7 protein-coding genes (1 of these 7 running past the window's edge) are annotated in these 20,557 nt (G+C 65.2%); 5 read left to right on the top strand and 2 right to left on the bottom strand.

Annotation, left to right across the window (positions count from 1 at the left end; all coding sequences use genetic code 11):
* Nucleotides 1–10 precede the first annotated feature (10 nt).
* A complete protein-coding gene (locus tag KEC16_RS01215) occupies nt 11–814 on the bottom strand; it encodes an FkbM family methyltransferase (protein ID WP_211545833.1) in 804 nt (267 codons plus the stop codon).
* Nucleotides 815–988: 174 nt separating this feature from the next.
* Between KEC16_RS01215 and KEC16_RS01210 the strand changes: the two genes are divergently transcribed.
* Complete coding sequence (locus tag KEC16_RS01210) at nt 989–1,825, top strand: metallophosphoesterase family protein (protein WP_211545832.1); 837 nt, start codon at nt 989–991, stop codon at nt 1,823–1,825.
* Here KEC16_RS01210 and KEC16_RS20050 read toward each other — a convergent pair.
* Nucleotides 1,822–2,526 (bottom strand): 4'-phosphopantetheinyl transferase family protein, encoded by a 705-nt coding sequence (locus KEC16_RS20050; protein ID WP_211545831.1) that lies wholly within the window; start codon nt 2,524–2,526, stop codon nt 1,822–1,824. The two genes, KEC16_RS01210 and KEC16_RS20050, sit on opposite strands and share 4 nt — an antisense overlap.
* 221 nt (nt 2,527–2,747) lie before the next feature.
* Here KEC16_RS20050 and KEC16_RS01200 point away from each other — a divergent pair, with 221 nt between their 5' ends.
* The 4 genes in view from KEC16_RS01200 to KEC16_RS01185 are tightly spaced (at most 3 nt apart) and all read left to right on the top strand, a layout consistent with a single transcriptional unit that may run on beyond the window.
* The gene (locus KEC16_RS01200) at nt 2,748–4,376 is read left to right on the top strand and encodes a cyclic peptide export ABC transporter (RefSeq protein ID WP_211545830.1); all 1,629 of its coding nucleotides are present in this window, start codon (nt 2,748–2,750) and stop codon (nt 4,374–4,376) included.
* Nucleotides 4,377–4,379: 3 nt separating this feature from the next.
* Complete coding sequence (locus KEC16_RS01195; RefSeq protein WP_211545829.1) at nt 4,380–6,032, top strand: cyclic peptide export ABC transporter; 1,653 nt, start codon at nt 4,380–4,382, stop codon at nt 6,030–6,032.
* Nucleotides 6,029–8,338: an ACP S-malonyltransferase gene (gene fabD / locus KEC16_RS01190; RefSeq protein WP_211545828.1), complete on the top strand. Its 2,310-nt coding sequence runs from the start codon at nt 6,029–6,031 to the stop codon at nt 8,336–8,338. The genes KEC16_RS01195 and fabD overlap by 4 nt, the downstream gene beginning before the upstream one ends.
* Nucleotides 8,335–20,557, top strand: the 5' portion of a protein-coding gene (locus KEC16_RS01185) for an SDR family NAD(P)-dependent oxidoreductase (RefSeq protein ID WP_211545827.1). The gene runs 7,424 nt beyond the window's last position; the window shows 12,223 of its 19,647 coding nt (coding positions 1–12,223); its start codon is at nt 8,335–8,337; its stop codon lies off the right edge, out of view. The genes fabD and KEC16_RS01185 overlap by 4 nt, the downstream gene beginning before the upstream one ends.

Genomic DNA, 20,557 nt, shown 5'->3' with positions numbered 1-20,557 from the left:
CCTTTGGTGGTCAACGGGCCGCGTAAATATGAAAAACCTCGGCTCCGTCCCGGCACAGCGGATGACGGCCAAGCGAGGTGGTGAAGCCGCGTCGGCGCAAATCGGCGGCCATTTCCGCCAGAACCTGTTCGCCCAGATGCACTTCGATCAACATCTGGCGGATTTTCGGCCAATCCTCGGCGGCCAAGCCGGCCAGCACCTCGCGCTCGGCCCCCTCGGTGTCGATCTTCAGCAAATCGACCGTATCAACCCCCAACACCCGCATCTGATCGGACAAGGTTTCCACTTGCGCCCGCACCACTTCCGGCTGGAACAACTGATCGAGAAAGGCGGCGTCGTGGGCCACGGCGGCGACGCCGGTCTTGTCGAGCACGTCTTGCACGCCATCTTGGGCCGCGCCGCCGCCCAGCAGACCGCGCAGACCGGCCGACATCTTCTGACCGACCGCGCGGTTTTGTGTCGAGAGCGCGGCGATGCCGGGGAAATAGTCGAATTCAGCCCAGCCGGAATGATCGCCCAAAGCCAGCTGCACGGCGGTTCCCGCTGGCGACATCGCCGCCATATTGGCCTTTAGGGCGGCAAAGGCGGCAGGCATCGGCTCGAAGCCGATCAGGCGGGCGGTGGGACAATGATCGCGCAGATACAGCGAAAACAAGCCGATATTGGCGCCGACATCCAAATAGACGCCATCGGCGGGCAAGCTTAGGCCATGCGCCAGCAAATCTTCGGAAAAGATCTCATGGACGGAAAAGTCCACCTCGTAAGCATTGACGCAGAATATGACCCGGCCGTCGGGCAAAGTCGCGGATTGCATGAAGTGCTCCTCAGAGGATTTGGACGGCCGATTCCGCTCAACAGGACGATATCTGCGGTTACGATATCTGCGGTCGAGAAAGCCTCGAGAGTTTCGCCCAAACCCCCATCACCGTCAAGGACACTTCCGCCCCCAGCCTTGGCAGCATCGGCCCGCATCTGTTAAGCATGAGGGATGAGGCTTTTGGCAATCAGCGACCTGCATCTGGCCAGCGCCGTCAACCGCGACGCCCTGGCCACCCTGCCCTTTTGTCCGCAGGATTGGCTGATCCTGGCCGGCGACATCGCCGAGCGTTTCGACCATCTGCGTCTGGCCTTCGCCACCGCCGCCGCCCGCTTCGGCCGGGTTCTTTGGGTGCCCGGCAATCACGAATTGTGGAGCGTGCCGGAAGACGAGACCACATCCCAGGCCCGTCGCGGCCAAAGCCGTTATCTGGCCCAAATCGAACTGGCCCGGCAATACGGCGTCCTGACCCCGGAAGACGAATATCCATTGTGGGACGGCCCCGGCGGGCCATGCCGGATCGCGCCGCTGTTCCTGCTCTACGATTACAGTTTCCGCCCCGACGCGGTCAGCCGTGACGGCGTGGTGGCGTGGGCCGCCGAGCTCCGCAATGTCTGCGCCGACGAAATGCTGCTGGACCCGGCGCCTTACAGCAGTCGCGAAGCATGGTGCGAGCAACGGTGCCGCCACACCCATGACCGGCTGGCGGCGCTGGACCCGGCCATCCCGACGGTGCTGGTCAACCATTTCCCCTTGCGCGACGATCTGATCCACATCCCGCGCGCGCCGCGCTTTACCCCGTGGTGCGGCACCAAGATCACCGCCGACTGGCATCGGCGCTTCAACGCCAAGGTGGTGGTCAGCGGCCATCTGCATGTGCGGCGCACCGATTGGCGCGACGGCACCCGCTTTGAAGAAGTGTCGCTGGGCCACCCCCGCCAATGGAATCAAGATTTGGGTCTTGCCCATTACCTGCGCGAAATCCTGCCCGGCCCGATTTGCGATTAAAAATCCATCGCCCGCAGTTCGACCTGAACACGGTCGGGATGGGGATGGCGCAGCGCCAAGGCCAACAGGTGTTGATCATTCGGTTGCGCTTGGTGGAAACGCCAATGGGCCGGATCATCGGCCAAAGTATCGGTGAAGGCGATGGATAGCGGCTCAAGAGTAAAGGCGAATGAATCCAACGGCTGCGCCAAACCCTTGCCGATTGCCTTGATATAAGCTTCCTTTAACGTCCAAAACGACAAGAAGGTATGGGCCAGTCGTTGCGGCGGCGCCGCTTCCAAAACGGCGCATTCGGCGGCGGCGAAAAAGCGGCGCCCCAGACCCAGGCAATCAGGGTCGCGCCCCAGCCATTCCACATCGACGCCGACATCGCATTCCTCGGTCAGCACCGCCGCCGCCAATCCCCTGGTATGCGACAGATTCAGCCGCAAACACGGCCCATTGGCCGGCGAAATCACTTCGGGTTTGCCATGGTCGCCGATGGTGAAACGCCACGACGCCGGATCGCCGCCGGCCCAGGCCGACAGCAGCCGCCGGCCCAGGGCATGGGCGGCGATATAGGTTTGGCGGTCACGATCAAAGTGAAAACGGGCGGCGCGGGCTTGTTCGGACGCATCAAGCACCGCCGTCAATTCAGCCCACTGGTCGGCGCCAACGCCGTCCACGTCCAGCCACCAGACTTCGACTCGGTCCGCGCTCACCTTTCCGCTCCTTTTTCCGTGCCGCGCCTGGCGACAAAATACGCGTATCGACAAGGGGAAGACAACTTAGCGACAGATTCCAACTTAGGGCTCAACATGGTCATGCTTTCTGCGCGTGCGATAATCGACAGCTTTCTGTATCATGCGCGGTAATTTTCGTGCCGAAATGCTTTCCAGCTGGACTGGAATACACTTTCGCCGGCCAGGGGTCAGCAGATCGTATGCACATTCTACGCTTACTCAATACCGGCACAGCCACGGGATTCCGGCGTATCCTCGTGGTCACCTGCCTGGCCGGGCTGGCCAATGCCGGCGTGTTGGGCATGATCAACCAAGCGGCGGAACAAACCGCGCTGAACCAGCCCATCGGCACCGATGTCTTGCTGCTGTACATTTGTCTGGCGATTTTCTTTTTTCTGGCCGACCGCGCCTCCCTGCGCGAGGCCAATCGGCTGGTCCAGCACAAGCTGGAATCCCTGCGCCTGCGGATTGTCGGCAAAATCCGCAGCGTCGATCTGCGCACCTTGGAAAACCTTGGTCATGGCGAAATCTTCGCCACCATCGCCCAAGAGATCAACCACCTGTCGCAGACCTTGCCGCTATTGGTCAGTGCGGCGCAAAGCGCCTTTTTGCTGGTGTTCTGCCTGCTTTACATCGCCCTTTTATCGTTTTGGGCCTTTTTGGTGGTCGGCGGCTTCATCGCCCTGGGGCTGGCGGTGTTTTGGTGGCGGCGCTTAAGCCTGGATCAGGCCTTGGCCCAAATCCACGGCCAGGAAGCCGAGATGCTGGACAATCTGGCCCATTTCACCAAGGGCTTTCAAGAAATCCGCCTGAACGCCGATAAGAACGACGCCTTGTTCACCCGCTTTACCCAGGTGGTCGACGACTTGCAAACCCAAGTGGTCGGCATCGGCCGCAAATGGGTGGTCTTGCTGCAATTTTCCAACGCCTTCCTCTATGCCCTGGTCGGCGTCGTCATCTTCATCCTGCCGCTGTTCTTCCAAGGCTATACCGACGTCATCTACAAAATTACCGCCGCCGCCATTTTCTGTGTCGGCCCGGTCACCGCCATCACCGCCGCCGCGCCGCTTTACGCCAAGGCCGATCTGGGGCTGGGCCATGTGGCCCGGCTGGAACGACGCCTGAGCCAAGGCCGCATGGCCACGCCGCCGGTCTTGACCGGGTCGGCCTTCAGCGGTTTCAGCACCATCGCCTGTCAGGACCTGCACTTTGCCTATCGCGATGAAACCGGCGAAGCGGTCTTCACCGCCGGCCCCTTTGACCTGACCTTGCAGCGCGGCGAGACCGTGTTCCTGGTCGGCGGCAATGGCAGCGGCAAATCCACCGCCATGAAGCTGATTTGCGGCCTGTATGCCGCCGATGCCGGCGCCATCAGCGTTGACGGCGTCGTCATCGACGCGGACAACCGCCAGGATTACCGCGAATTGTTCGCCGCCATCTTCACGGATTTCCACCTGTTCGACGGCCTGTACGGCTTGGCCGATCGCGACAAGGCCGAGGTCGAGCGGCTGCTGACGCGCATGGAGCTGAACGGCAAGGTCAGCTTCGCCGACGGCCGCTTTTCCACCACCAGCTTGTCCACCGGCCAACGCAAGCGGCTGGCCCTGATCGTCGCCATGCTGGAAGACCGCGACGTCTATATGTTCGACGAATGGGCCGCCGATCAGGATTCCCATTTCCGCGACATCTTCTACACCCAATTGCTGCCCGAGCTGAAAAGTCGGGGCAAGACGGTGCTGGCGGTGACCCATGACGATCGTTATTGGTCCCATTGCGACCGCCGCCTGACCATGGATCTGGGGGTTCTGACCGCCGGAACGAGGACTTAGATCATGGCCATCGCCACTTTCATCGGCGGCGCCGACCGTCGCCAATTATGGATCATGGGCAGCCTGACCGTCCTGGCCGGCATGGCCAATGCCGCCTTGGTGGTGATGATCAACGACGTCACCGCTTTGGTGGCTGGGGGCGACCGCCCCAGCTTGTGGATCTGGGTGGGCTTCGCCATCGCCTTCCTGATCTATTACCAGTGCAACACCTTCGGCCTGCTGCATTCCAATGCGCTGATCGAGCATTTGCTGAACCGTCTGCGTCTGGACGTGGTCGATAAGCTGCGCCAATCGGAATTGCTGGTGGCCGACCGCGTTGGCCGCGGCAGTCTGTATTCCATGGTCTCGCACGAGACCAATCACCTGTCGGTGACGTTTCCGCTGTTGGTCGACAGCTTCCAGCAGACGGTGCTGCTGGTGTTTTCGCTGATTTATCTGCTGTACCTGTCGCCCGCCGCCTTCGCCGTCTTTCTGCTGGCGGTGGGCGTGGGAATCATGGGCTATGTGGCCATCAACCGTCGCTTCCGCGTCACCTTGAACATCTTGGGCCAACGCCAGAACCGCATGCTCGACGCCATCGATTCGGTCATCTTGGGGGCCAAGGAATTGCGCCTGCATTCGGCCCGTGGCGCAGCGGTGGAAAAAGCCTATCGCCGGCTGTCGCGGGCCTGCGAAAGCCTGTTGGTCGCCTCGGGCGAGCATTGGGCCGAGATGATCTTGCTGACCAGCTTCGTCACCTATCTGATGCTGGGCGTGGTCGCCTTCGCCTTTCCCCATTTCATCACCGGGCAATCGCTGATCGTCTTCCAATTGGTGCCGGTGCTGCTGTTCTGCATCGGCCCGCTGGCCAAGATCGTTGCGCAATCGCCCATGTTCCTGCGCGCCGATGTCGGGCTTGAGGGGATTTTGCATGTGCAGCGGCAATTGGCCGCCGCCGGCTCGATCGCCCCGGCCGAGGCCCGCGCCCTGGCCGAGGCCTACACCGATTTCCGCACCATCGCCTATGACGGCATCACCTTTACCCATCAGGCTGAAACGCCCGAAGACAGCTTCACCGCCGGCCCGCTGACCCTGACCCTGACCCGAGGCGAATTGATCTTCATCGTCGGCGGCAATGGCAGCGGCAAATCCACCGCGATGAAACTGATGTGCGGGCTTTATCCGGCCAAGCAGGGGGTTATCCGCGTCGATGGCGACGTGGTGGCGGGACGGGCCATCGCCGGTTTGCGCGAATTGTTTTCCGCCATCTTTGTCGATTTCCACCTGTTCGACCGTCTTTACGGCCTGGAAAATGCCGATCCGCTGACCGTCAACCGGCTGATCGACGAAATGGGCTTGGCTGGCAAGGTCCGCTTCGAGAATGGCCGTTTTACCCGCCTGCACCTTTCCACCGGCCAGCGCAAACGGTTGGCATTGATCGCCGCCTTGCTGGAAGACCGCCCCATTTATCTGTTCGACGAATGGTCCGCCGAACAAGACATACACTTTCGTAAGACTTTCTATGAAACCATTCTTCCAAGTTTGCGGAAGAAAGGGAAACTCGTGATTGCGGTGACCCACGACGAACGGTACTGGCATCTGGCCGACCGCGTCGTCAAACTTGATCTGGGCAGCATCGTCTGGGACCGTCCGGGCGAGCATTGGAGCGCACCATGAAAGCCTTCATGTTCCCTGGCCAAGGGGCGCAGCGCATCGGCATGGGCGCCGGCCTGTTCGCCGCCTTCCCCGAACAGGTCGCCACGGCAGACGCCATCTTGGGCTATTCCATCGCCGCGTTGTGCGAGAACGGCCCCATCGAACGGCTGACCCGGACCAATTTCACCCAGCCGGCCATCTATACCGTCTGTGCGCTGAAATACCTGCAGCAGGTTGCCGACGGCCCCCGCCCCGATGTGGTGCTAGGCCACAGCGTCAGCGAATACGTCGCCCTGTTCGCCGCCGGAGCAATCGATTTCGCCAGCGGTTTGCGGCTGGTGGCCAAGCGCGGCGAGTTGATGGACCGCGCCACCGGCGGCGGCATGGCCGCCGTGCTGGGGCTGGACGCGGAGCAAATCGAAAAGATCATCGCCGACAACCACTTAGCCGATATTTATCCGGCCAATTTCAATACCCCGCGCCAGATCGTGCTGTCGGGCAAGCGCGACGCGATCATCGCCGCCGAAGCCCTGTTCAAGGCGGCCGGCGCCAGTCATTACGTCGTCCTTCAGGTCGGCGGCGCCTTTCATACCCCGTTCATGGCCGAGGCCCGGCGCGATTTCGCCGCTTTCGTCGCCGATTTCAGCTTTGCCGCACCGCAAATTCCGGTGATTTCCAACGTCACCGCCCGACCGCACCAGCCCGACACCATCCGCGAGCGGATGATCGAACAGATCACCGCCCCGGTTCGTTGGTCGGATTCCATCCGCTGGTTGTTGGCCAAGGGGGCAAGCTTTTCCGATTTCAGCGAAATCGGCCCCGACGGCCCGCCGGTGGTCAAGCCCATGGTCAAGCGCACCGAAATGGAAGCCGGCCCGCTGGACGCGGCGACCTTGGCGGCGGAAGAAGCCGCCGCCGCCGCCTCATCCGCCCCCTCTCCCGTTCCCCCCGCCGACCCGCGTCCGCCTCGTTTTGGCCTGTGCGCCGAAACCATCGGCTCACGCGGGTTTTGCCACGATTTCGGTCTGCGTTACCCCTATGTCGGCGGCGCCATGTACCAGGGCATCTCGTCCGAGGACATGGTGGTGCGCCTGGGCCAGGCCGGCATGCTGGGATTTTTCGGCGCCGGCGGCATCCGCATGCCCCAGGTGGGCCAAGCCATCGCCGCCATTCGCGCCCGCCTGCCCGAAGGGGCGCCGTTCGGCGTCAATTTCATCGCCCACATGAATCACCCGCACCTGGAAGACGAGTTGACCGACCTGCTGCTGACCCACGGCGTGCGGGTGGTCGAAGCCTCGGCCTTCATGGAGGTGACGCCGGCTTTGGTGCGCTATCGCGCCCATGGCCTGCGCAGCGATGGCGGCACGATCAGCGCCATCAACCGGGTGATCGCCAAGGTATCGCGCCCCGACATCGCCGCCCAATTCCTGGCCGCCGCCCCCGACCGCATCATCGCCAAGCTGACGCAAAGCGGCGCCATCACCGCCGATCAGGCCGAATTACTGCGCCATGTGCCCATGGCCGACGCCATCTGCGTCGAATCCGATTCGGGCGGCCACACCGACCAGGGCATGCCCTTTACCCTGATCCCCGCCGTGTTGCGGGTGCGCGACGCGGCCAAAGCCGCCTTTCCCCGCTTCGGCCGCGTCCATGTCGGCGCCGGCGGCGGCATCGGCACGCCGGAAGCCGCCGCCGCCGTGCTGGTGCTGGGGGCCGAGTTCATCGTCACCGGCTCGATCAATCAATGCACGATCGAGGCGCGGACCAGCGATGCCGTCAAGGACATGCTGGAAGGCATGGCGGTGCACGACACCGCCTATGCGCCGTCGGGCGAGATGTTCGAATTGGGCTCGAAAGTCCAGGTGCTGAAAAAGGGCCTGTTCTTCCCTGCCCGCGCCGACAAGCTGGTCAGCTTGTACCGCCAATGCGACAGCCTTGAGGCCATTGACGCCGATTCGCGCCGGCAAATCGAGGAACGGTTCTTCCGTCAATCGCTGGCCGGCATCTGGGACGACATTCGCGCCCGCGCCCCGGCGGCCGAGATCGAACGGGCCGAGCGGCTGCCCAAGCACCGCATGGCCATGGTGTTTCGGCGCTATTTCAAGGATGCCAGCCGCTGGGCGCTGAACGGCGAGATGGAACGCAAGGTCGATTTCCAGATCCATTGCGGCCCGGCCTTGGGCGCTTTCAATCAATGGGTCGCCGGTTCGGCCCTGACGTCATGGCGAGCCCGCCATGTGGACGAAATCGCCCTTAAATTGCTCGATGAAACCGCCCAAGTGCTCAACCACCGCTTTTCCACCCTGATGCCGGGGGGAAGCGCATGAAAACCGCCACCGCCGACACCCCCGTCGCCATCATCGGCATCGGTCTGCGTCTGCCCGGCGCCGACACCCTGGATGGCTTGTGGGGCCATCTGGCGGCGGCGCGGTCGCTGATTTCGGAAGTCCCGCGCCAGCGCTGGGACAAGACCCAGTGGCGCGGCAATCCGGCCCAAGGCAACAAGACCAACAGCATCTGGGGCGGCTTTCTGGCCGATGCCGACAGCTTCGACGCCGGCTTTTTCAATGTCTCGCCGCGCGAAGCGGCGTGGATGGACCCGCAGCAACGCTTCGCCTTGGAAATGGCCTGGCACGCCATCGAAGACGCCGGCTATGCCGCCAGCGCCCTGGCCGGCAGCAAGACCGGCGTCTTCATGGGCGTCTGCCACTGGGATTACGCCGAATTACTGGAAAAGCATCTCGCCCAATTGGATGCCTATGCCCCCACCGGCATCGCCTTTTCCATCATCGCCAACCGGATCTCGCATTTCTTTGACTTGCACGGTCCCAGCGTCACCAACGACACCGCCTGCGCCGCCTCGCTGACCGCGCTGCACGACGCCGTGCGGGCGGTGCAGACAGGCGCGTGCGACCAGGCCCTGGCCGGCGGCGTCAATCTGATCTGGTCGCCCAACCATTTCGTTTCCTTCGCCAAGGCCGGCATGCTGTCCAAGGATGGCCGGGCCAAGGCTTTCGACGAGGCCGCCGACGGTTACGTGCGAGGCGAAGGCGGCGCCGTCGTGCTGCTCAAACCATTGGCGCGGGCGCTGGCTGATGGCGACCCCATCCATGCGGTGATCCGGGGCATCGGCATCAATCACGGCGGCCGCACCAATTCGTTGACGGTGACCAATCCCAAGGCCCAGGCCGATCTGATCGTCGCAATCCACCAGGGCGCCGGCATCGCCCCAGACACCCTTTCCTACATCGAGGCCCACGGCCCCGGCACGCCGCTGGGCGACCCCATCGAAATCGCCGGATTGAAAGACGCCTTTGTCCGTCTGCACGCCGATGCCGGCAGCATTCCGGCGCCGGAGACGGTCGGGATCGGCTCGGTCAAAACCAATATGGGCCATCTGGAGGGGGCGGCTGGTATCGCCGGTCTGGCCAAGGTGCTGGCCGCCATGCGCCATGACGCCTTGCCGGCCAATGTCGGCTTCCAGACGCTGAACCGTCTGATCAGCTTGGACAACACCCCGTTCCGCATTCAGGCCCAGGCCAGCCCATGGCCGCGCGCCGATCACGCCCCCCGGCGGGCGGCGATCAGTTCCTTTGGGTTCGGCGGCAGCAATGCCCATGTGGTGATCGAAGACGCCCCCCTTGCCGCCGCCGCCGCGTTCGCCGGTCCTTTCCTGCTGCCGCTGTCGGCCAAGGACGAACCCCGGTTGCGGCTGCTGGCCGCAGCCTTGGCCGATTTCATCGCCAGCCACCCCGATCGTTTGCCGGCATTGGCCCATACCCTGCAAAGCGGCCGCGAAGCGCTGGAAATCCGCCGGGCGGTGACCGTGACCGATGCGACAACGGCGCAAGCCGCCTTGCGCGCCGTCGCCGCGGGCCAGGATGATCCGGCATCGGGCCTTGCCGGCCGCTGGGTGAACGGCGAAACCATCGATTGGGCCGCCTTGTGGCCCGCCGGCCCGCCGGCCCGCATTCATGCGCCGCTTTATCCGTTCGACCGCCAGCGTCACTGGTTTGACGAATCCGTCGGGGCCAAGGATGGCCGCGCCCTGCCCCACCCCCTGCTGCATCACAACCTGTCCGATTTCGCCGGCATCCACTTTCAGACCCGGCTGAAAGGAACAGAATTCTTTTGGGCCGAGCACCACGTCGGCGGCGTCCAGGTGCTGCCCGGCGTCGCCGCCTTGGAAATGGTCCGCGCCGCCATCGAGCGTGCCCAAGGCGGGACAACCGGCGCGTTACGCTTTGAAAATGTCGTCTGGGCCAAACCGGTATTGGCCGGCGACGGCCCGACAGTGCTGGATGTGCATCTGCTTCGCCAAGACGATGGCGCCATCGCCTTCACCTTGCGCCAAGACAGCAACGATAGCAGCGTCGCCAATTGTCAGGGCGTGGTTCGCGCGACAGCGCCGGAACCAGCCGCCGCCACCGATCTGGCGGCTTTGCGCGCCACCCATCCGACCAGCATCGACGTTGCCGATTGCTACGCGAAGCTGCGCGCCAGTGGGGTTGAGCACGGCCCCAGTTTCCAGGCTCTGGCCCAGGTCCATGCCGGTCAAAATCAGGTTCTCGCCCGGCTGAAACTCCCCCGTCGGCTCTTGCCCGGCCTGGAAAGCATGAAGCTGCATCCGGTCTTGCTGGATGCCGCCATCCAGGCTTGGGTCGGCCTGGATAATGGCGCCATGGCCGGCGCCGCCGTGCCTTTTGCTTGCGGCCGGCTGGACGTGCATGGACCGTGCGACGCCAGCATGTGGGCGCATGTGCGCGCCGCCTCGGTTCCCGGCAACACCGCCCTGCGCAAGCTCGACATTGATCTTTACGGCAAGGACGGCCAGTTACGGCTGTCGTGGCGAGATCTGTCGTTGCGGGTGATGGCGGGCGAAGACAAAAAAACCAGCCATGACCATCCCACCGTGCTGGCCCAGGGAAACTGGCAGCCGGCGCCGCTGGGGCCGCCCCGTTCCCAGCCCATGGATGTGCTGATCGTCAGCGATTTTCCTGCCGCTGACGATTGGGCAAGCGCGGTGCCGGCATGGTATGCCAGCGTTTACGACCGCCTTGCCACCCTGTTGCGGGCCAAGCCGCGCCACCGCACCCAGGTGCAGGTCATCGTTGCCGACGATGTTCCCGCCTGCCTGACCGCGCCATTGGCGGCGCTGCTGCGCGTCGCCGTCTTGGAGCAACCCAAGCTTGACGGCGTGCTGATCCGCGTGGCCGGTCCGCTTACCGCCGCGCGCCGCGCCGCCCTGTCGGCGGCTGAAAGCCGCCGCCGCGATGGCTGGAGCGAAATCCACTATGCTTCCGACGACGCCCGTCAGGCCTGGACGCTGACGCAAACCACACTTGCCGCCGCCGCCCCGGCCATCGACGCCGATGGGGTCTATTGGATCACCGGCGGTCTTGGCGGTTTGGGCCGCTTGTTCATCGACTGGCTGCGCGCCCATGGCGCACAGCACATCGCCGTCAGCGGCCGCAGCGACGCCGTGCCCCCCGATGGAATCCGCTATATCCGCTGCGACCTTACCGATGCCGCCGCGGTGCACCGGACGCTTGCCGCCCTGGGACCGGTCAAGGGCATCATCCATGCCGCCGGCGTTCTTGACGACGGCTTCATCATCACCCGACCGGCGGAATCGGCGGTCTTCGCCGCCAAGGTCGCCGGCACCTTGAACATTGATGCCGCCAGCCGCGCCCTTGATCTTGACCTTGATTTCTTCGTGTTGTGTTCGTCGGTGGCCGCCGTCTTCGGCAATGCCGGCCAGGCCGGCTATGGCGCCGCCAACGCCTTTCTTGATGCCTTCGCCGAGCACCGCAACCGCCTGGCCGCCGCCGGTGATCGTCATGGCCGCACCCACGCCATCGCCTGGCCCTTATGGGCCGAGGGCGGCATGCGCGCCGATGCCGCCACCCTGGCCGCGCTGCATCGTCAGTTCGGCACCGTCCCCATGCCCGCCGCCGCCGGCCTGGACGCGCTGGACCGCATCCTCGCCGCCGGAACAGAACGCATCGCCGTGCTGCATGGCGACACCGCCACGGCCCGACACGCCATCGCCGAAACCGGCACAAGCAACGGCGATGACGCCGCCGAGCCGGTAAGCGCCGATACGTCCGATCTGCCGCGCCGAACCCAGGATTTCGTCCGCGACATCTTGGCCGACGTATTGCAGTTGGAGCCGGGGCAAATCCGCGCCAACCGCAAATTGGACGAATACGGCCTGGATTCCATCGCCATCGTCGACGCCACCAATCGGCTGGAAGAGGCGCTGGGACCGTTATCCAAGACCTTGTTCTTCGAATATGTCGATCTGGCCGGCATCGCCGCCCATCTGGCCGAGGAATACGCCCCCGCATTGGCCAAGGCCCTGGGCGACAGCCCGGCGGCACTCGCCGTGCCGGCCCAGGCGCTTAGCGTCGCCGCCCCGGTCGAACGGCAATCCCGGCCGGCGGCGGACACCCACGATATCGCCATTGTCGGCCTATCCTTGAAGGTCGCCAAGGCCGAGGACCAGCAGAGCTTTTGGGACATGCTGGCCCAGGGCCTGCACGGCTTTGAACCCTATCCCGTCGACCGCTGGGATCATGCCGCCCTGTTGCACCCGGAACGCGACGTGCTGGGCAAGACCGTGGTCAAGACCGGCTGCTTCCTCGACGATATCGCCGCCTTTGATCCGCGCTATTTCCGCATCTCGCAATACGAGGCGGAACTGATGTCGCCCGAGGTCCGCCTGTTCCTGCAAAATTCGGTCGAAGCCTTCGAGGATGCCGGCTATTCGCGCGAGACATTGCAGCGCCAGTTGGGCGGCGACGTCGCCGTCATCATGGGCTCGATGACCAACGAATACGATCTGTACGGCTTTCAGAACATGCTGATGCGCGGCGCGCTGGCCAGCGGTTCCTATACCGGCACCATCCCCAACATGGTGTCTTATTTCTATGGCTTCACCGGGCCGTCCTATTTCCTTGACACCATGTGCTCGGCGGCGTCGACCTGCGTGCACGAAGCGGTGCACATGCTGCGCGCCGGACGCTGCAAGATGGCCCTGGCCGGTGGCGTCAGCCTGTTGCTGCATCCGCAAAAGCTGATCGCCACCTCGCAGGAACATTTCACCAGCAAGACCGCCGAGGTCATTCGCGGCTATGGCCTGGGCGCCGACGGCACCATCTTGGGCGAAGGCGTCGGCGCCGTGGTGCTGAAAACCCTGGTCGACGCCGAACGTGACGGCGACCACATCTATGGGGTCATTCGCGGCACCGCCATCAGCAATGCCGGCATCCGCAACGGCTTTACCGTCCCCAATCCGCGCCAACAGGCGGTCGCCATCGAACAGGCGCTGGACGATGCCGGTATCGACGCCGCCACCATTTCCTATGTCGAAGGCCACGGTTCGGGGACCGCGCTGGGGGATCCCATCGAAATCAAGGCCCTGACCCAGGCCTTCCGCAAGCATACCGACACCATCGCCACCTGCCCCATCGGCACGGTCAAAAGCAATATCGCCCATCTGCTGGCGGCGTCCGGTCTGGCCGGCATCGCCAAGGTGCTGATGCAGATGAAGCACGGCCAATTGGCGCCGTCCCTGCATGCCGAAACCTTGAATCCCAACATCGCCTTCGATTCCACTCCGTTCTATGTCCAGCGCGCGCTTGAGCCATGGCCGCGCCGCCGTGACGCCGATGGTGTCGAAATCCCGCGCCGGGCCGGAGTGACCTCGATCGGGGCCGGCGGCATGAACTCGCACATCATTATCGAGGAATACATCGCGCCGCCGCCAGCGCCACAGCCCGACGAGGCGCAGGTGCTGGTGTTCTCGGCCATGACCGAAGCGGCGCTGGTCACCGTGATCCGCCGTTTTTGCGATCATCTGGACGGCCAGTCCCTGGGCGACCTTGCCTTTACCTTGCAGGTGGGCAAAAACGAATTGCCGTGCCGGCTGGCCCTGGTCGCCGCCAGCCTGAGCCAGGCAACCGAGCGGCTTGCCGCTTTCATCGCCCAGCCGGGGCCGCTGCCGGGGCTGCTTTACACCCGCTCGATCCTTGAGGCCGATCCCATGGCGCTGGACCCGGCCGAGCGCGATCCCGGCCGCGTCGCCGCCGCCTGGATCAGCGGCGCCGCCGTTGATTGGCCGCGTCTGCATCAGGGGCGCCAGCGCCGCCGCCTGTCGCTGCCCGCTTATCCGTTCGACAAGGTGCGCTGCTGGTATCCGCAATTCGACGACGCGCCGTCGGTGGTGCGGCCAATGGGGCCGGGGCTGAAACTGCACCCGCTGATCGGGTCCAACCATTCCGACCTTGACGGCCTGCGCTATCGCACCGCCTTGCATCTGTCTGAGGTGCAAGATTACGTCTATAAGGCGCAGCGCCAGCCGATTTTGCTGCCGCTGGCCGCGGTGGAAGCCATGGCCGCCATCACTCGCATCGCCGGGCTGAGCGGGCCGCTGTCGCTGACCGATATCCGCCTCGATCCACAAGACAATTGGGCCGCGATCGATACCCTGCACAGCGTGTTTGACGGTGAATGCGTCCGTGTGGAAACTCAATCCGCCACCCGCCGCGCGCCATGGGCCGAATCCCGCGTGGTCACCGGCGCCGCCGTGCCGCCGTCACCGATGCAGCCGATTTTGGGCCACCGTCACGACGGCGCCGCGCTTTACGACCAGTGGAAACAACAGGGACTGGATTTCCACCCCTATCTGGAAGTGATCGACCACGCCCACGGGCTGGACAATGGCGGCGTCATCTGCCGTTTGCGCCGCGATCCGCCACGGCAGGATCATTATCAGCAACGGGTGCAAATCGCCGCCTCGGCCTGGGCCGCCGCCTTCCAGGCGCTGCTGCTGGCCGCCCCCACACAGCAGATCGCCACCATTGCCGCCTTCCGGCGGGAGGAAGCCACCGACGCCATTGCCCAGGTTCTGGTGCAACCGGGCGCTGACGGCTTCGACCTGTTCTTTCTGGCCGCTGACGGCGCGGTGCTGGCCAGCGCCAGGGGCATGCGCACCGCCCAAGCGACAGCCGCCGCCGTCACCACGCCGGAAAGCCCGCCGCAACAGACCTCGCAAACCCGGTTGGCGCTGGAATTGCGCGACCTCGCCGCCGCCTTGCTGAAATTCCCGCCCGATCAGATCGGTTTGCGCGATGCCTTTCACGATCTTGGCTTTGATTCCATCTCGCTGACCCGGCTGGCCGAAGCGATTTCCACCGCCCATGGCGTCACCGTGTCGCCAGCGGTCTTTTTCGAATGCGAGCATCTGGAAGCCCTGAGCGCCCACCTGATCGCCCGCCACGCCATCGCCGCCGCCAAACCCAAGGCAGCAGCGACAACCGCGTTCCGCCCCCCGGTGGAAACCATCAATTCCCCCAATCCAGTCCCGCGCCGTCCCGGCGACACCACCCCGCGCCGTCCCGGCGACATCGCCATCATCAGCATGGCCGGGCGTTTCCCCGGTGCCGTCGATACCGATGCCTTGTTCGATCATCTGTTGGCCGGCGACGATCTGACCAATGATCTGCCGCTGGAACGCTATGGCCCGGCCTATGCCGCCCGCATGGCCGCCGCCGATTTCCCCAAGCGCGGCGGCTTCCTAAGCGATATAGACCGCTTCGACGCCGCCTTTTTCCGTGTCTCGCCCCTTGAGGCCGAACGCATGGACCCGCAGCAGCGATTGTTGCTGGAAGTCATCTGGCGCGTGCTGGAACAAGCCGGGTATGGCCCAGACGAGCTGCCGGCCGACACCGCCGTCCTGGTCGGAGCCAGTTCGCTGGATTACGGCCAATTGCTGCATGACCACGCAATCCCCTGCGATGGCTATGTCGCCACCGGCAATTCCCTGGCGATGATCGCCAACCGGGTGTCGCATGTGCTGAATGTGCACGGCCCCAGCCAGACGGTGGACACCGCCTGTTCCAGTTCGCTGATCGCCTTGCTGCGCGCCGCCGAAGCCCTGCGCAACGGCACCTGTTCCGCCGCCCTGGTCGGCGGCGTCAACCTGGCCCTGACGGCCGAGGGCTTCGAAGGTCCGCATCAGGCCGGCATGCTGGCCGCCGATGGCCGCTGCAAAAGCTTTGGCGCCGCCGCCGACGGCTATGGCCGCGGCGAAGGGGTGGCGGCATTGCTGCTGAAACGGCGCGACGACGCCGAACGCGATGGCGACCCTATCGTCGGATTGCTGATCGGCGGGGCCGAAAACCACGGTGGCCGCGCCGGTTCGTTGACGGCGCCCAACGTCAACGCCCAGGCCGATCTGATCACGGCCGCCATGGCCGGCATCGACGGCCGCAGCGTGTCTTACATCGAAGCCCACGGCACCGGCACCGCCTTGGGCGACCCGGTCGAAATCAACGGCCTGCGCCGCGCCTATGCGTCCCTGCTGGGCAGCGATCAGAGCCCCGAGCCGTTCATCGGCCTGGGCTCGCTCAAATCCAATATCGGCCACCTGGAAGCCGCCGCCGGTCTGGCCGGCGTGATCAAGGTGCTGATGGCCATGCGCCGCGAAATGCTGCCGGCCAGCCTGCATTGCGCCGAGATCAACCCGCATCTGGACTTGACCGATTCGCCGTTTTACCTGCTGCGCGCCAATCGCCCCTGGCCGGCCGATGCGCCACGCCGCGCCGGGGTGTCATCGTTCGGCTTTGGCGGCGCCAACGCCCATGTGGTCCTGCAAGATTACCGCCCGACCACCGCCCCGCGCCGCCGGCAATTGCCCGCGCGCGTCTTCGCCGACACCCGTTTCTGGCTGAAGCGGGCCGACGACAAGACCATGGTGATGGTTCCGCATTGGCACCCCGCCCCGGCGGCGATGGCGGCGACCGATCAACGCCGGCTGGTGCTGAGCGCCGGTCTGGATATTGCCGCCGGCTATGGCGCCGCCATCGTCGCCTTGGACACCTTTTCCTATGAACGGGCGGCAATCCAGGTGCTGGAAAATCTGCGCCGGCTGATGGCCGGCCCAGACACCTTGGTGCAACTGGTGCTGCCGCTGAACGATGAATGCCGGGTTTTCGCCGGCCTGGGCGCCATGCTTGACACCGCCGCGCTGGAATCGTCACATCTGAGCGTGCAGGTGGTGGAAATCGCCGAGCCCGCCCCTGCCGATGACTTGGCCCGCCTGCTGGCCGCCGATTCCGGCGGTCCCGGCCGTCTCCGCCACCTCCGGGGGCAACGCTTGACCCAATCCTGGCGCCAATTGCCGCCCGCCGCCGCGCCCCATGTCTGGACACCCGGCGCCGTCACCTTGATCACCGGCGGCCTGGGGGCGCTGGGCCGCATATTGGCCCTTGATATTGCCGCCACCGCACCGGGTTCGGTATTGGTGTTGACCGGTTCCGGCGGCGAAGACGCCGAGCGGGCCGGCTTCGTCGCCCGTTTGCGCAGCCTGGGCGCCATCGTCGCCTATCGCCGCGTCGACATGGCCGATACCGCCGCCGTCTGCGCCCTGGTGCGCAACATCGTCGAGGTTCATGGTCGCCTGGACACGGTCATCCACTGCGCCGGCCGTCTGCGCGACGGTTATATCGCCCGCAAGGACAGTGCTGACCTCAGCGCCGTGCTGGCGCCCAAGGCCGGCGGCGCGGCGGCGCTGGTTCAGGCCTGCGCCGGGTTGAAGTTGGACAAGCTGGTTATGTTCGCCTCGATCGCCGGTATCGCCGGCAATGACGGGCAGGTGGATTATGCCGCCGCCAATGGCTATCTCGACGCCTTGGCCCAAGCGCATGGCCTGCCGCTGGTGGCGGTGGACTGGCCGCTTTGGGCCGAGGGCGGCATGCGCATCGACGCCGCGACGGCGCAAGCCCTGTATGCCCGCATGGGGCAAAGGCCGCTGTCCAGCGAACAGGGTTTAGCCGCCCTGCATCGCATCTTGGCGGCGGCGGTGCCGCAAGCGGCGGTGCTGGCCGGCGATGAAACCCGCATCCGCGCCTTTTTCGCCCATCTGCATCAACCGGCCGCCATCGCCACCGCCGCCGTTTCGGGCGGCGACGATGACGAATGTTTGGCCAAGGCGGTGGCAACCGAACTGGCCGCGCTGTTCAGCACGATCGGCGGTTTCGCCCCCGGCGCCATCCATGCCGACACCGCGCTCGAGGAATACGGCATCGATTCGCTGATGATCACCCGGCTGAATACGGCGCTGGGCGATGTTTTCGCGGCACTGCCCAAGACCTTGTTCTTCGAATACCGCACCTTGGCCCAGGTCGCCGCCCATCTGGTGCGCACCCAGGCCGAATGCTGCCGACGCTGGACCGGCCGCCATGCCTCGCCGATGGCGGCGGCAGCGCCCGCCCCCAGCTTGGGCACCAGCCCTGGCCCCAACCCGACGAAGACGTCCAGCCACGTCGCCGATCCCATCGCCATCATCGGCTTGGCCGGGCATTATCCCGGCGGCGCCGATCTGGAAAGCTGGTGGCGATCCCTGGCCGAGGGCCGCGATCTGATCGGCGAGATTCCGCCGGAACGCTGGTCGCTGGACGGCTTTTTCCACCCCGACCGCGACGAGGCGATCGAGCGCGGCCTGAGCTACGCCAAATGGGGCGCCTTTCTCGACGGATTCGCCGATTTCGACCCTTTGTTCTTCAAGATCGCCGCCCGCGACGCCGCCGCCATGGACCCGCAGGAACGGTTGTTGCTGATGACCGCTTGGGAAGCGTGCGAAGACGCCGGCTATTCGCCGCAACGCCTCGCCGCCGCCTGTCCGGGCGAATACGGCGCCAAGGTCGGCGTTTTTGTCGGCGTGACCAAGACCGGCTATGCCCTGCATGGCCCGTTCGCCGGCGAAGGCGGCGGATTGGTGCGGCCCACCACCTCGTTCGCCAACATGGCCAACCGGATATCCCATGTCCTCAACCTGTCCGGCCCCAGCCTGCCGGTTGACACCATGTGTTCGTCGTCGCTGACCGCCTTGCATGAAGCGTGCGAACATTTACGCGGCGGCGCCATCGGCATGGCCGTGGTCGGCGGCGTCAATCTGTACCTGCATCCCAGCAATTTCATCGAATTGTCGGCGGCGCGCATGCTCAGCCCCGATGGCCGCTGCCGCAGCTTTGGCCGCGGCGCCAACGGTTTCGTCCCCGGCGAGGGCGTCGGTTGCGTCGTGCTGAAACCATTATCGCGAGCCCTGGCCGATGGCGACCAGATCCATGCGGTGATCCGGGCCAGCGCCGTCAATCACGGCGGCCACACCAATGGTTATACCGTGCCCAACCCGGTGGCGCAGCGACATTTGGTGCAAGACGCCCTGGCCGCCGCCGGTCTGAGCGCCGCCGACATCACCTGCGTCGAGGCCCATGGCACCGGCACCGAATTGGGCGACCCGATCGAAGTCGCCGCCCTGACCCAAGCCTTTGCCGCCCAGACCACACAACGCCATTTCTGCGCCCTGGGCAGCGTCAAATCCAACATGGGCCATCTGGAAGCCGCCGCCGGTATCGCCGGATTGACCAAAGTGCTGTTGCAGATGAAGCACGGCCAATTGGCGCCGACACTGCACGCCGAAGAGATCAATCCCAATCTGGATCTGGACAAGTCTCCGTTCGTTCTGCATCGCACCCTGGCGCCATGGAACGGCCGCCGCATCGCCGGCATCTCGTCCTTCGGCGCCGGCGGCGCCAACGCCCATGTCATCGTCGAGGCCTGGGACGGCCAAACCACCGCCCCCACAGCAGCAACCACCCCCCCCGTCCCCCAGGCGATTATCGTCTCCGCCCGCGACCCGCAGCGGCTGCGGCGGCAGGTGCAACGGCTGATCGACGCCCTTGACCGCCCCGTCACCGACGATCCCCGCCCGCGCCTGCGCCAGGCGCTGGCCGACATCTTGGCGGTCGCGCCCGACCAAATCGACGATACCGAGGATTTCACCGTCCTTGGTCTTGATGCCGGCCAGCATCTGGCCCTGCGCCGGTGGATCGAACGCCATTCCGCCACCGCCATCGAGCCCGAATCTTTCGCCCATCTGCGCAGCTTGGAACAGGTCGCCATCGCTTTGGCCGGGCGGAACGCCACCGCCACCGCCACCGCGCCGGCCTTGGCCGACATCGCCTTTACCCTGCAGGTCGGCCGCGCTGGCCTGGAAAGCCGGCTGGCGTTTGCCGCGACCAGCATTGCCGACATGGTCGATCAACTGCGCCGCTGGTTGGCCGATGGCAGCGGGCCGCACCACGGTGAAAGCAACGAACGCCATGCCTTGTTGGACACATTGGGCGGGGCCGCCGAAGCCCAAGCGATGATCGCCGCATGGTGGGAACAAGGCCGGTTGGACCGCGTGCTCAATTTGTGGACCAAGGGCATCGACGTGCCCTGGCACGCCCTGCCCCGTCCGGGTCGCGTCCGGGTGGCGCCTTTGCCGGGCACGGTGTTCGACACCCGCCGGTTCTGGCTGCCCCAGGCGACATCCGACGTTACCGGGGTGATCACCGCCGCCCAGGGCGACGCCGCCTTGCAGGCCGAAGCGGCGCAATTGGAGGCGGCCATCGCCGCCATCCTAAGCCAAACCCTGGCCGCCCTGCCCGAAGACGCCATCATTCCCGCCTATCGCCGCTGGCATCAGGCCGGGCAAA

It is taken from the genome of Magnetospirillum sulfuroxidans, from assembly GCF_018224925.1.
In the GTDB taxonomy this organism is placed as follows: Bacteria; Pseudomonadota; Alphaproteobacteria; order Rhodospirillales; family Magnetospirillaceae; genus Magnetospirillum; species Magnetospirillum sulfuroxidans.
This window is presented reverse-complemented; position numbering and strand designations above follow the sequence as displayed.